The organism is Microbacterium sp. zg-Y1090 (assembly GCF_030246945.1).
Classification (GTDB): Bacteria; Actinomycetota; Actinomycetes; order Actinomycetales; family Microbacteriaceae; genus Microbacterium; species Microbacterium wangruii.
On record NZ_CP126742.1, the window covers coordinates 2,942,435 to 2,956,717 of the forward strand.

Here is a 14,283-nt window from a genome sequence, read left to right on the forward strand (position 1 = left end):
GACGACGCCGGGGGATCAGGCGTCGTCGAGGTACCGGACGACGGCCTGCACACGCCGGTGACCGTCGGCGTCGACGCACAGACCGAGCGCGTCGTAGATGCGCGACATGTGCTGTACGACCGCCTTCTCGGTGAGGAAGAGAGCGGCGGCGATCGCGGCGTTGCTCTGGCCCTCCGCGACCAGAGCCAGCACTTCCTGCTGGCGCGGAGTCAGGGATCGGACCGCCGAGGTGGAGCGCCGGGCGCGGTCGACCATGACGGCGACGACGTCCGGGTCGAGCACGGTTCCCCCCGCAGCGACGACGGCGAGATCCCGCACGAAGGTGTCGATGTCGGCGATGCGCTGCTTGAGCAGATACCCGACTCCTCCCGTTGCGCCGCCGGCGCTGCCCGCATCGGGGCCGAGAAGCAGGTGGGCGTAGCTGCGCTGCACGTGCTGCGACAGCACCACCACACCGGTTGCCGGGTGCGCCGCGCGCACCGCGAGAGCTGCGACCAGGCCTTCGTCGGTGTGCGTCGGCGGCATCCGGATGTCGGTGACGACCAGATCCGGCTCATACCGGGCCACGGCATCGCACAGCAGCGCCGCGTCGGCGAGCGACGCGGCCACCTCGTGACCGACATCGGCGAGCAGCAGCTCCAGGCCGCGCCGGATGAGCGTCTCGTCCTCGACGATCACGATGCGCAGGGCAGTGTCACGCACAGATGCGTCCCTTCGGTCTCCGCGCCGGCGATCACCAGCGTGCCGCCTGCGGCATCCACCCGGTCGGCCAGGCCCCGCAGACCGGTGCCGCCGTCGAACGTCGCGCCCCCGACGCCGTCATCACGGACGTCGAGCCGCAGGGTGCCATCGCGGCGCTCCAGCCGCACCTCGGCCGATCGCGCCTGAGAGTGCTTGACGACATTGGTGAGCGCCTCGGCGATGACGAAGTACGCGGTGTCGGATGCCGCGTCGTCGAGCGGTCCCGCACCGCCCACCAGGCGCGTCGGAATCGGCATGCGGTCGACCAGCTCCTCGGCAGCGGCGAACAGACCCCGCTCGATGAGGGCTGCGGGGACGAGGTCGTGCACGAGGCGGCGCAGGTCGGCCGCGGCGGCGTCGATCTCGCGGCGCAGCCCCGTAGCGCGCTCCGCCACCGCCGCAGGCTCGGCGGAGGCCAGGCGCTGCGCATCGACGGCGAGCATCACCAGCTGTGACTGCAGCCCGTCGTGAAGATCCCGCGCGATGCGGCGACGCTCGCGGTCGGCCGCCTCGACCAGTCGCTCGCGGGAGCGGATCAGCGCGCGCCGGCTCGCTCGCAATTCTGCCGTGAGCCTCTCCCGGTCGACCGCGATGGCGACGACGTTGCCTGCCGTGCGCACCAGCTCGTCATCCCGCAGCAGGCGGCGATCGTATTCGATGGCGCCGATCAGCCGGCCGTCGAGGACGATGCGCGACCATCCCCGGTGCGCCGCCGGGGTCGGCACCGCACGGCCTTCCGCGTCGACGTAACCACCCCGTTCCGCCACCCAGAACGACAGCCCCACCGAGGCGTCGCCGAGCGCGCGCGCAATGGCGGTCTCGAGCACCTCGCGTGTGGCCGGCGCCGCGCCCAGCCACGTGCCGAGTTCTTCCAGCTGACCGGTGCGGGCGAATCCGCCGCGCAGCATGCCGAGCGCGAAAGCCACGGGGACTCCCGCGATCACCAGGTACTGCACCGACGCCTGCACCGCGGAATCGAGCCCCAGCACCCCCACCAGCACCGACCCGCTCAGCGGCGTGGCGGCGGCGGCGAAGATGCCGTAGGAGAACAGCGGCGCGAGCACCCGGCGGTGAGCGCGGTCGGCCCGACGCAGTCGGCCGGCGAGGATGACCACAGCAGCGGCCATCACCCCTGCACCGGCGATCGCCTGCACGGTCAGCGCGGCCCGGGCCACCTCCGGCGCATCCGCGACGACCAGTGCCGGCGCCGGGCCCGCCGGGTCGAAGAGATACTGCGGCGCCTCGAGCAGCGTGGACAGCACGTACCCCGCGACGACGACGCCGACGGCTCTGCGCGACCTCAGATGTCCGCTCGGGAACGCCAGCAGCAGATGCAGCATGGCGGGCAGGATCAACGTGGCGCACACGGCACCGATGCCCATGAGAACCGGGACCTCGGTGTTGCCGCACATTGCGAGGTAGACCGTCATGCCCGCCAGCACGATCAGCTGTCCGAGCGGGTTGCTCGGCCGTCGTCGCCAGGCGATCAGTCCGATGGCGGCGTAGACCCAGAAGATGGCCGTGCCGGCGACCATCACGGGCCAGTTCGGATCGGCGCGCGGCAGCAGGGCGAGCTGCACCACCCCCAGAACCGCCGCGGCCGCGGCGATCAGCGCCAGGGCGCGATGCAGCGAGCGTGCGAGCGCCGACCGGACGGGAACCGGGCGGGAGCCGAGGGGAGGGGTCATCGGGCACCAGGAGATCGGGGACCTCCATTGTGGCCCCTGACGGGCCGGCGACCTAAGGACCCAGGTCGCCAGCTTGCGGTGGTGCACCCGCCGAGGCGGACCCGGCCCGCGAGCCACGCGCACGGGCTGCCGCACTGCGGTCACGCGGTGGCGCTAATGTTCGGGCATGACCACCTCGCCGGGCGAGGCCCGACACCTGCCCGCCACCGCCGATACCGACGCGCTGCCCGTCATGGGCCTCGACCTGCGCCGCGACAGCCCTGCGCCACGCAAGACCGTGCTGGCGTGGGCGCTGTGGGACTGGGCGGCGCAGCCGTTCAACACGGTCATCCTGACCTTCATCTTCACCGCCCTGTACCTCACCACCGACGTCTTCCTCCCGGCCGAGGTCGCCGCCCTTCCCGACGGCGACCGGGTGAAGGAGGTGGCCGAGGCGGGACTGGCCGCGGGCCTCGGCTGGGGCACCACGATCGCGGGCCTGCTGATCCTCGCGCTGGCCCCCGTGCTGGGCCAGCAGGCCGATGCGGCGGGCCGCCAGAAACTGTGGCTCGGCATCGGCACCGGCGGGCTGGTCATGAGCATGGCGCTGCTGTGGTTCGTCGAACCCGCTCCGGCGCTGTTCTGGCTCGGCGTGGCCCTCATCTCCGCCGGCACGGTCTTCAGCGAGATCGCGGGCGTCAACTACAACGCCATGCTCATCGGCATCGCGACGCCCCGCACCATCGGGCGCATCTCGGGCCTGGGCTGGGGCTTCGGCTATCTCGGCGGCATCGTCGCCCTGATCCTCGTGGTCGTCTTCTACATGTCCGACTGGTTCGGCCTGAGCGAGGACGGCGGGCTGCCGTTCCGCATCATCGCCGTAGGGTGCGCGCTGTGGACGGTCGCCTTCGCCATCCCGATCTTCCTGCGCGTGCCCGAGCCCTCGCTGGGGCGCCCCGAGCGGCGCGTCGGACTGCTGCGCGGCTACGGACTGCTCGTGCGCGATGTGATCGACCTGTACCGCACGCCGCAGTCGCGGCCCACGTTCTGGTTCCTGCTGTCCAGTGCGGTGTTCCGCGACGGGCTGAGCGGGGTGTTCACCTTCGGTGCGATCATCGCCGGCCGCGTGTACGGCTTCGAGTTTCTCGACCTCGTCATCTTCGGCATCGCCGCCAACCTCATCGCCGGGGTCTCGACCCTCATCGTCGGACGCTGGGACGACCGGTTCGGCCCCAAGACCGTCATCCTGTGGTCGCTGACCGTCATGGTCGTGCTGGCCACGGCGGTCTTCGCGCTGGTGGATGCCGGCCCGATCGTCTTCTGGGTGGGCGGGCTGGCCCTGTGCGCCTGCGTCGGCCCGGCGCAGGCGGCATCCCGCTCGTTCCTCGCACGCCTGACTCCGGCGGGGCGGGAGGGCGAGATCTTCGGGCTCTACGCGACGACCGGGCGGGCGGCGGGGTGGATGACCTCGCTGCTGTGGGCGGTGCTCATCTCCCTGACCGGGGCGACGGCGTTCGGAATCCTCGGCATCGCCGTCGTGCTGCTGGCCGGGCTGCTGCTGCTGCTGCCGGTCGCAGCGCCCGCGCGCGTGCGCTGAGGGCCGGCCCCGTTCAGCGTTCGCCGCGCAGGCGAGCCAGCCGACGCGCCCAGTGGGGCGCCGGCACGCCCTCTTCATTGGGCAGCTCCACCTCGAGGCCGTAGTGCTCGCCGATGCGCTCCACGAACTGTTCACGCTGCACCCGCTCGTAGGCCGCCCGCTCCCGGCGGAACGCCACCACGAGCGCCCAGCAGATCAGCAGCATGACGACGCTGAACGGCAGAGCGATGATGATCGCCGCCGTCTGCAGCGCGACCAGGCCGCCGGCGATGAGCAGCGCGACCGCGAGCACGGCCGTGATGAGGGTGAACAGCACGCGCACCGGCTTGCTCGGCTCCGGGTTTCCGCCGGTGGCGAGCATGCCCATGACGAGGGCGCCGGAGTCGGCGGAGGTCACGAAGAAGATCGCGATCAGGATCAGCGCGCCGATGGTGAGCAGCAGCGTGCCGGGCAGGTACTCGAACAGCTGGAACAGCGCACCCTCGATGTCCACCGTGCCGTCGGGGCCCGTCATCGCACCGGGGGTGTCGGTCTCGATCTTGAGCGCCGAGCCGCCGAGCACCGCGAACCAGAGGATGCCGAGCAGGGTCGGGACGATGAGCACGCCCATGACGAACTCGCGCACCGTGCGTCCCCGGCTCACCCGGGCGATGAAGATGCCGACGAAGGGCGCCCACGAGATCCACCAGCCCCAGTAGAACGCGGTCCATGCCGCCTGCCACTCCTGGCCCGCGGTGCCCTGGAAGGCACTGACGCTGAAGCTGAGTCCGATGAAGTTCTGCAGATAGGCGCCGATCGACTGCACCCACTCACGCAGCAGGTAGAGGGTGTCACCGGCGAAGAGCACGAACAGCAGCAGGGCGGCGGCCAGCACCAGATTCGTGGTGGAGAGCCACTTCATGCCCCTGGTCACGCCCGAGAGCACGGAGAAGAGCACGGCGCCGGTGATCACCACGATGATGACGATCTGCTCGACGATGCCGGGGTTCTCGACGAAGCCGGCCGCCGAGAGCCCCGAGCTGATCTGCAGCACACCGAGGCCGAGGCTCGTCGCTACCCCGAACAGGGTGCCGACGAGGGCGATGGCGTCGATGGCATTGCCCCACCCGCCCCGCACCCGACGACCCATGATGGGCTCGAGCGCCCAGCGGATCGACAGCGGACGGCGGCGGCGGTGGATCGCGTAGGCGAGCGCGAGACCCACGACGACGTAGATCGCCCAGGCCTGCACACCCCAGTGCAGGTAGGTCTGGGTCAACGCGGACTGTGTGAGCTGCGCCGTGGTGCCCTCCACGCCCGGCTTGGGCGTCACGAAGTGACTGAGCGGCTCGCTCACGCCGTAGAAGACCAGACCGATCCCCATCCCCGCGGCGAACAGCAGCGAGAACCAGACGCCGGTCGAGAACTCGGGCTTGTCGTCGTCTCGCCCGAGGCGGATGTCGCCGAACCGGCTGAAGCCGAGGAAGAGGCAGAACGCGACGAAGAAGGCGGTGATGGCCACGTAGTACCAGCTGAACCCGTCGACGATGGCGCCCTGGATCGTGCCGAAGAACGTCTCGGCCTCAGTGGGGAACGCGATCGCGAAGGCGCTGAAGACGAGGGTGACCACCGCAGCCGGTCCGATCACCCAAGGGCTGGGCGTGAAGCGACGGGCGTCGGTCGGGCTGTCGGCGGGCGCGGGGGCGGCAGGGGCGGGCTCTGCGGGCAGATTCGGGTTGCTCACGGCGTCCACGGTAACCGGGCACCGCCGGGGGGCGCCCGCGCTTGCGCGCGGCGTCCACCGTGTGGCAGGCCGCGCGCCGGGGCTCAGGCGCCGCGGGAGCCGACGTCGCTCGTGCCGACGTTCGTGCGGTGGAAGTTGAGCGATGACCGGGATGCCGTCGGCCCCCGCTGACCCTGGTAGCGGTTGCCGTAAGGGCCGGAGCCGTAGGGGTTCTCGGCCGCCGAGGAGAGGCGGAAGAAGCAGAGCTGGCCGATCTTCATGCCCGGCCACAGCTTGATGGGCAGAGTCGCGACGTTCGACAGCTCGAGAGTGACGTGACCGGTGAAACCGGGGTCGATGAACCCGGCGGTGGAGTGGGTGAGCAGGCCGAGCCTGCCCAGCGACGACTTGCCCTCCAGGCGCGCGGCGACGTCGTCGGGCAGGCTCACCTGCTCGAAGGTGGCGCCGAGGGCGAACTCGCCGGGGTGCAGGATGAACGGCTCGTCGGGGTCGACCTCGATCAGGCGGGTCAGTTCGGGCTGGTCCTCCGCCGGATCGATGAACGGGTACTTGTGGTTGTCGAACAGGCGGAAGTAACGGTCCAGCCGCACGTCGACGCTCGAGGGCTGCACCATCTCGGGCAGCCAGGGGTCGAGGCCGATGCGGCCACCGTCGATCTCGAGGCGGATGTCGCGGTCGCTCAGCAGCACGCGATCAGCCTAGCGGCGCGAACTGCGCCGCTGCGCGGCCGGGGCGCCGTCACGGGAAGTCGACGATCGCGAACCCGAGCGGCAACTGCCGGGTTCGCGCCTCCGGCCTGGGCAGCGCACCCTGCAGGAAGGTTCCGGTCAAGTAGTCGTCGGCGTCCGCGATCAGCTCGGGCGCGACCTGCCCCCCGTAGTCGAACCCCGTCAGCGCGTAGGGCAGCGAGTCGGAATCGAGCAGGCTGGGGCCGTCCATCAGCTGGAAATGCAGGTGGGAGGCGTTGGCGTTGCCGGTGTTGCCCAGGTGCCCGAGCACCTGGCCGGCCGTCACCGTGTCGCCGATCTCGACCGTGACCGACCCGGCGATCAGGTGGGCGTACATCGCGTAGACGCCGTCACCGATGTCGAGCACCACGTGATTGCCGTCGACATTCTCGACGGTGAGCTTCGCCGCGAGTTCGGGGTCGTGCGCAGGCAGCACGCCCGGGGCGTTTGCCGCCATGCCGTCGAGGATCGACACGACCGTGCCGTCGGCGACGGCGAGGATGTCGGCGCCGTAGTCGATGTAGCTGTCGTTGCTCGTCTTGTCGCCGGAGTAGAACGCGCCCGCGGCGTTCGTGCGCTTCCAGTCGATCGCGAATCGCTGACTGTTGTTGAGCTTGCCGTTGACCGACATCACGGAGCTGCGATGGGGAAAGCCCGGTTCGCAGCATCCGTTCAAGGCGATCCAGTCGTCGCCGCGCACCGGCGGCGCGATGACGGGCAGCGCGCGACGGGAGATGGCCAGCGGGGTGGCGAGATACTCCATGGCGCCCGGCTCGCCGAACGCCGGCGACAGGGCGCCGGTACCCGCGATGCGGTGCAGGAGCACCGGGGGAAGGCTGTCGAGAGAATCGACGGTGAAGTCGATGAAGACCACGCGGCTCGTCTGCGGCGGGATGACCGCACTGTCGATGTACCCGGCGGGAAGCCCCCGCAGTCGGTTGCACTCCCCGAAGGTGCAGGACGGGTCCACCAGCGCCGCCCCGGAGAAGCTCGCAATCGTCCGCTCCGGGTCGGCACCGTCGACGACGTCGATGCGATCCACCGTGGCGGGGACCTGCGTGGCATTGGTGAGCTGGAGGTCGTAGACGACGTGGAGCCGTCCATCGGTCCCGGGGAACGGCAGAGGCGGTGCGCCGATGGTGGCGACGGTGACCGCCGTGAACGCGTCCGGCACCGTCACACCGGCCGCGGACACCTCGACGGGGGGCGCATTCGTGGCATCGGGGAGCGCGGCGGCGGAGCAGCCGACGACCAGCACCGCCCCCGCAGCGATCAGCGGGATGGCCAGACGGAATACGCGGCGAGATGTCACGCTGATGCTCCAGTTCGTGCGGTTTCTGCGAAGTTATCAGCGGGTGCCGGCGCACCGGTGGGGACCTGAGTCCCCTGTTTCGCCGTCCGGCGATCCCTAGCGTCGTGGCGTGATGCAAAAGAGCAGGTCCCGAGTCCACCCCTGGAAGATCGTCGCGGTCGCCGTCGGCGCTGCCGCCGTCGTCGGTGTCGGAGTGGCGATCGCCATCGGCGCGTCGACCGCGTCGCCCCCTGCGGCAGAGCCGGCCTCGTCCGCGACAGAGCCGTCGGGAGCGCCGGCTGCCGACGGAAGAGTCGCGGCGACCCCCGAGCAGGCGTACGCCCTCTCGCTGCCGGTGCTGGGCGCGTGGCTCGAGGACGACTTCGACCATGCATGGATCGCGACGGCCGGCACGCTGGAAGCCGCCGCCGCCGCGCTGGACTACGCGGCGCGCGACGACGTGCAGTACGCGCATTGGGTGGACACCTTCACCCAAGTGCTCGACATCGCCGATGCGGTCGCCGACGGCGACCAGCAGGCAGCGCTGGCGGCCTACGCTCCACTGTCGGCGCAGCACCCGGGCCCGTACGCCGACGTCATCGTCGATCGGTCCGTCTCCCGGGTTCCCGCCGATGACGCACTCCCGCATCTTGACGCCCTCGACGCGGCGATCGCCGCCGGCGACCACATCGCGGTGCGCCGATCTGCGGGCGACGTCGCCGAGGCGTTCGCCGAGGTCATCCGCGCGGCTCAGCTTCACGTTCCGGATGAGGCCCACCAGGTGCTCACCCGCCTGCTGCCCGCGCTGCATGTCGTCGACGAGGTGCACGCCGCCGTCCGCGACGACCAGACCGAGGATGCCGCTGCGGCAGCCGCCGAACTGCGCTCCTCTTTCGACACCTTCACCGCCTGGCACCAGAGCGTGTCCGGCTGACATCCACGATCACTCAGGGAACGAAGAACATGAGATTCAACGCCCAACGACGGCAGACATCGCACCGCGCACGCGCTGCACTGGCCATCCCCTTCGCGGCGGTCCTCGCCGCGGGACTCATGGCCGGGCCGGCATATGCCGAGACCACCGATCCGCAGACCGACCCCTCTGCACCCGCTCCGTCGGCGACGCCTCAGCTGTCCGAGGCGGAGACCGAAACCGAAACCGGGGGCGGGAACGAAGCCGAGACCGAGACCGGCGCCGATGACGCGGTATCGGTGGCATCCCACGCCACGCAGACCGTGCAGCGCAGCGCCGTGCCGACGAGGGCGACCGGGTTCCAGCTGCGGTATGCGTTCGCGCCCGGCGTGCAGCCTGCGAGCCCGCAGAACGAGTCCGACGTGGCCGCGGAAAAGGCATATGACTGGTCGGATGCCGGCATCCGCTACCTGGCGTGGGACTACCCCATGCCCGATGACGGCCACCACGAGGTGACCTTCACCGCCCAGCTGATCGATTACGGAACGCTCACCGACTACACCGTCCGATACACCTCGACCGTGAACCGGACGGCCGGGTCGCTGAGCGTCGAAACGGACTGCGCCATCCTCCGAGACGGCGCACCGGTGGACTTCGAGAACGAGTCGCCTTTCGCCTGTGACGGGGCCTCGGCTCAGGGAGCATCGGGAGCCGTGATCGCCTCCGCGGACGTCGCGCTGCACAACTGGTCCACCATCACCGGCATCATCGACGTGCGCAATGCGGGGGACGGACCCGTCATCTCCCTTGCCGACGGCACCTTTTCCACCGCGAACCAGCAGAAGCGCATCGTGATGAACGGCGAGGCCTGGTACCCCGTCGCCGTGAGCGTGGAGGAGAAACGTGCTCTTCCCTACGCGACGATCCCCAACGGGGGAACTCTGACCTGGTCCGCCGCGCAGCAGAACTTCGGTCGCGAACAGTCCGAGCCCGACACCCACGCGCAGGCTTCCTTCGCCTACCGCATTTTGCTCGATGGCAAGGGAACCCCGTACTGGATCAGCGGCTGGGCGGAGAACTACAAGTACCTGTCGGGCAGCGAGCCCTCCGCCACCTGTTCGATCTACCTGGGCGACCCGAACACGACCGGTGTGCGCGTGCTGGAGAACACGCCGTTCACGTGCGAGCCCACCGGAATGAGCAAGCCGAACGTCCACACCGACGATGACACCACGTTCCAGGTGCGGATGGCCAGGGTGGACACGGTGGACAGCGACCAGGATGCCAGGAACAACGGCATCGTCGACGCCTGTGGCGAGCATGGGAACGGCTGCATCCAGGCCATCGGTGAGCCGACGCTCGACACGGCCGAGGCAGGGAACCCGCGGACCATCGCCACCCAGCCACACACGGCGGGTTCGGACGAGCCCCAGGAGTGGAAGTTCGAGCGCACCTGGTCGCAGGAGGTCACGGACTCCGTCGAGCAGACCTTCGGCATCAAGCTCAGCTACGAAGCAGAGTATGAGCCGATGCCGGGCGAGACCTTCAAGCAAGGAATCGAGTTGAGCTCCGAGACGAGCTACGGCTATGACCTCACCAAGGGGCTCGAATACTCGTTCTCGAGTTACCCGGAGATCCCGTTCGGCGCCGTCGGACGAATGGTGCAGTACGAGGCCTGGGACCTGTACACGGGTGAGCTGTACTTCTTCGGCGAGGGCGACTCGTGGTACCGCCTCACCGGGACCACCATCAAGATTCCGGTCGACGCCTCGATGTTCGGCGCCGAATCCCAGACGTTCGACGGACACGTGGATGCGCAGGAGGCCCCGGTGATCGGCGGCGTGGAGTTCCGCTGTTCGTGGAAGGAATCCGCGAGGGCGAACGTCCTCCTCCACAACTCGACCGTCGAGAAACTCACTCTGTGCGACATCCCCACGAGCTGGGGCGACGAGGTGCCCCGCATTCGAGGGCTCGACGTCGACCCCGACCTGCTCAAGGACGCCCGCGCGGTGCTCGCCGACGACCTCGCTGCGCTGAAAAAAGAACTCGACAAGCGCAAGAGCGAGCTCGCCGAACTGCGTCGGGGGTAGCCCGGCGGAGGCCGTGACGACCACCGTGCCCCGCCGCCACGTCTTCGGTGCCTCTGCAAGCCCCGCGATCCCGCCTTTCCAGGGTTCGCGGGGCTTGACGGCACGCTGATATCCCTCCGACCCTCCGTCCCTTTGCGTTTGCGCACGCGCCGAGCGGGTGACACCGGTGGAGGTGCGGAGAGAAGTCGGGGTGTGCTGCAGGTCGCGGTAGAGTGGTGGAACGGCTCTCCTCCCGAGAGCCGCGTGTGCACTAACGTGTGCACCAGGCCATTCCGGGATCGCCCGTCGCGTTCCTCACCGGCCACGGGGCTGTAGTTCAATGGCAGAACTTCTGCTTCCCAAGCAGACAGCGCGGGTTCGATTCCCGTCAGCCCCTCCAGTTGTGACTTCCAGACCCAGGCTGGACTTTCCAGACCTCGTTCGGACCGGTTAGCTCTCGGCTTCTGCGAAGAGCTCTTGCCGGCGGATACCCCGTGCGGCCGCGAGACCAGCCCCGCATCGCCACGCTCCCCCGACCTTGACTCGTGGGTGATCGCCCTCTGGGCCAGCACGATTGCGGGCGAGCATCCGCTTCTGGATAGGGTTCGAAGTGATGATGTTCTCGCGTGTTTCCCGTATCCGTCCACATCACACCGCTCGAGGTCTCGCGGTGCTGCTCAGCGCCACGCTGATGTCGACGCTGACCGTCCTGGCCCCGGTCGCGGCGCACGCGGACGCGGACGGCCTGGCCGCCTCACCGGAGATCACCACGGTTCGATTCACCGACCCGGCGGGTGTGGACTGGACGCCGCCGGCCGGAGTGCGGCGGGTGTCCGTGACGATGGCCGGCGGTTCCGGCGGCGACATCGTCCGGGAGGGGCAGTCCGCCCCTGGGAGCGGACGGGCCGGGCAGCTGGAGTTCGACCTGGATGTCACCCCCGGTGAGACGCTCCGTCTCTACGGTGCGACACGCGGCGGCGCGCCGCATACGCAGACCCCGGGCATCGGCTACCTGAACGGCGGATCGGGGGGCAGCCCGGCCGGCGGCGCGCTGCACGGTGGCGGCGGCGGTGGCGCGGCCGCCGTCCTGCGCGGCACAAACCTGATCGCGGTCGCCGGCGGCGGGGGTGGTGTCGGCGGTGCTTTGAAAACGGCTCCGACGATCCCGCAGCCGCGCCCCTGGCGGTTCGGTGGCGCTGGCGGCTGGGGCACGAGCGGCGCCGACCTGGCCGGTGAAGACGGCACCTTCGGGTACCACCCGGGCAAGGGCGGTGCACCTGGCACACAGACCGGCACGTCCGGTACGAACGGGTCCAATGCCGCCCGGCTCACTGCGTCCGGCGGTGGCGGTGGCGGTGGCGCTGGTTGGCCCTCCGGGACCGGAGGCCAGTCCGGCAAGAAGTTCCTGTCTGCGAGTGTCGGCGGTGGCGGTGCCGGCGGCACCAGCTACACCAATCCCGACGCGGAGAACGTCCGCCTGCTCACCTCCGTGAACAGCGACGGCTACGTCGAAATCAGCTACCAGAACCCGGTCCAGCTGACCCTCACGGCGCCGACCCTGTTCCTGGCGGGTGTGCCGCAGGAAGCAGAGGTGACCGTCACCGGCGCGAACGGACTCGTGCCCTCCCCCGGTACGGTCATGTTCACCGCCGACAACACCTTCGTCGGCCGCGACAGCACCGTGAATGGCCGGGTCGATTTCCGGTTCTCTCTCGCGCAGGGCCGCCACACCCTGAAGGCCGAGTTCACCTCCCGCGACCGAACGCAGCGCGCCAGCGCAACCCTCGACGTGATCGTCGGCCCCGGCCCCGCACACTCCCTCACCATCCTCGACCAGCTGCCGCTGCGGGTTCCCACCGCGAGCACCGTCACCGTCGCCGGTACCGTCACCACGGATGGCGCCGCACTACGCGGCGGGGAACCCATCACCGTCGCCGTCAACGGACACGACACCGCCGGCACCGTCGACGCGGCAGGACGATTCAGCATCCCCGTCACCGCGCCCAGCAGCATCGGAGCGTTCACCGTGCAGGCCACGTTCGCGGGCACGACGAACATCGCCGCCTCCGCGAGCGCCCCCGTCCGGATGGAAGCGTACGACGACCAAGCCGTCGTCACCCTCACCCCCACCGCGACGACCGCGGTGTACGGTGAGCCGCTCGCCGCAGCGGTGACCGTTCGCCCCGCAGACGGCGCCGGTGTCCCCGCCACCGGCATCGTGCTGCTCACCGACGGCACGCAACACATCGCGACGGCCACCCTCGACCAGGCCGGAACTGCAGCATTCAGCGACCTGAAACTGCCGACCGGCGTGACGCAGCTCACCGCCATGTACGGCGGCGACGAGGTGTACAACGGCGCCGACTCCGCCCCCGCCACCATCACCGTCACCACCGCTGCCACGTCCACCCAGCTCACCGCGGTGAGCGCATCCGGCCGTGCCGGCGACCCCGTCGAACTCGACGTGGCGGTTGCCGCTGACACCCGCAGCCGCCTCGAACCGGCCGGGCAGGTGGAAATCCTCCGCGACGGCGAGGTGGTTGCCGTTCTCTCCCCCGGCGATGACACCGACCCCACCCCGTACGACGGCGTGAGCAGGTTCCACACCGAACTGACCGGGACGGCTGCGGGGACCCACGCGTTCACGGCCCGGTACCTGCCCGCCGCGGGCTTCGCGGCCTCCGCCTCCGCTGCGCAGACGGTCACGCTCACTGCCCACGCAACCCGGCTAGAAGCCACCCCGGCCGAAGTCACGATTACCGCTGGCGACACCGCAACGCTCCACGCGCAGGTCACCGCGCATGCGGTCGGCCCGCTGCCGCCGCTGGATGGCGCGGTCTCTGCCACTCTCGGCGGAGATGTGATCGGCGCCCCCGGCACCGTCGACCCGAACACCGGGACGGCGGACGTGCACCTGACCGGCCTGCCCGTGGGCACCCACTCGGTGCTGCTCACATTCCACCCGGATGGCGTGGACTATGCGGACGCCACCGCGCGCGTCACCGTCACGGTGGCCCCGAACGTTCCCACACCAGCGGACGGCGGCGACACACCGGCAGCCGGTGGCGACACACCGGCAGCCGGCGGCGAGGGCGGCGGGGGCGGCGCTGACCGACACCAGGCACTAGCGGTATCCGGGCAGTCCGCGAGTGCGTGGCTCACACCGTTGCTCACCGCGGGGCTGCTCACCACCGCTGGCGTGCTGCTCCTGTTCCGCCGGCGCACCCGATACTGACGGCACACGGGGTGGACGAGCGAAGGTTTCCCCGCCCCGAAATGCGGTACTACGCGAACTGTTCCTGCTCAGCTGTTCGTCGTGGCTTCGCGACGCGTGGGCGCACGCCAACGGAATCGAGAACAAGCCGGCGGTGAAGTACCCGTCGCGTCCAGCCAGCGAACGCTGGAACGACGGCCGCGTTTGTCTGAACGAGCTTCAGAACGCGCGCGGTCGACTGCCTACTGAAACCGCGGATTCATCAGTCCGATCTGGGTACGAATCCGGCAAGGCAGTCCAGAGCTCGTTCGGACCGGTGGTCGGGCACGGAGGCGCGCGG

Annotated in this window: 9 protein-coding genes and 1 tRNA gene; 5 read left to right on the forward strand and 5 right to left on the reverse strand. The window is 70.0% G+C overall.

Translation table 11 applies throughout. The features are described 5' to 3' along the window. Positions 1-15 precede the first annotated feature (15 nt). Together QNO26_RS13775 and QNO26_RS13780 are read right to left on the reverse strand one after the other, a co-directional pair. A complete protein-coding gene (locus QNO26_RS13775) occupies positions 16-702 on the reverse strand; it encodes a response regulator transcription factor (protein ID WP_257638530.1) in 687 nt (228 codons plus the stop codon). Further along, a complete protein-coding gene (locus QNO26_RS13780; RefSeq protein ID WP_257533796.1) occupies positions 675-2,429 on the reverse strand; it encodes a sensor histidine kinase in 1,755 nt (584 codons plus the stop codon). The genes QNO26_RS13775 and QNO26_RS13780 overlap by 28 nt, the downstream gene beginning before the upstream one ends. 166 nt (positions 2,430-2,595) lie before the next feature. Here QNO26_RS13780 and QNO26_RS13785 point away from each other — a divergent pair, with 166 nt between their 5' ends. After that, on the forward strand, positions 2,596-4,005 hold the full coding sequence (locus tag QNO26_RS13785; protein ID WP_257533797.1) for an MFS transporter: 1,410 nt from the start codon (positions 2,596-2,598) through the stop codon (positions 4,003-4,005). Between the two features lie 13 nt (positions 4,006-4,018). On the opposite strand, the gene QNO26_RS13790 is transcribed toward QNO26_RS13785, so the two are convergent. The 3 genes from QNO26_RS13790 to QNO26_RS13800 form a co-directional block, all read right to left on the reverse strand. Further along, positions 4,019-5,728, reverse strand: a complete 1,710-nt coding sequence (locus tag QNO26_RS13790) for a BCCT family transporter (RefSeq protein ID WP_374679383.1) — start codon at positions 5,726-5,728, stop codon at positions 4,019-4,021. A gap of 83 nt (positions 5,729-5,811) precedes the next feature. Continuing rightward, positions 5,812-6,417 carry a dCTP deaminase gene (gene dcd / locus QNO26_RS13795; protein ID WP_257533798.1) on the reverse strand — a complete coding sequence of 202 codons (606 nt, stop codon included), beginning with the start codon at positions 6,415-6,417 and terminating at the stop codon, positions 5,812-5,814. 49 nt (positions 6,418-6,466) lie between these two features. Beyond that, the gene (locus QNO26_RS13800; RefSeq protein ID WP_257638531.1) at positions 6,467-7,768 is read right to left on the reverse strand and encodes a M23 family metallopeptidase; all 1,302 of its coding nucleotides are present in this window, start codon (positions 7,766-7,768) and stop codon (positions 6,467-6,469) included. Positions 7,769-7,880: 112 nt separating this feature from the next. Between QNO26_RS13800 and QNO26_RS13805 the strand changes: the two genes are divergently transcribed. The 4 genes from QNO26_RS13805 (at position 7,881) to QNO26_RS13820 (ending at position 13,964) form a co-directional block, all read left to right on the forward strand. Then, on the forward strand, positions 7,881-8,681 hold the full coding sequence (locus QNO26_RS13805) for a hypothetical protein (protein WP_285181671.1): 801 nt from the start codon (positions 7,881-7,883) through the stop codon (positions 8,679-8,681). 29 nt (positions 8,682-8,710) lie between these two features. Then, a complete protein-coding gene (locus QNO26_RS13810; protein ID WP_257533802.1) occupies positions 8,711-10,750 on the forward strand; it encodes a hypothetical protein in 2,040 nt (679 codons plus the stop codon). A 305-nt stretch (positions 10,751-11,055) separates the two neighbouring features. Beyond that, positions 11,056-11,129, forward strand: a tRNA-Gly gene (locus QNO26_RS13815). Positions 11,130-11,399: 270 nt separating this feature from the next. After that, positions 11,400-13,964, forward strand: coding sequence for an Ig-like domain-containing protein (locus tag QNO26_RS13820; protein ID WP_285181672.1), 2,565 nt, complete (start codon positions 11,400-11,402; stop codon positions 13,962-13,964). Positions 13,965-14,283 lie beyond the last annotated feature (319 nt).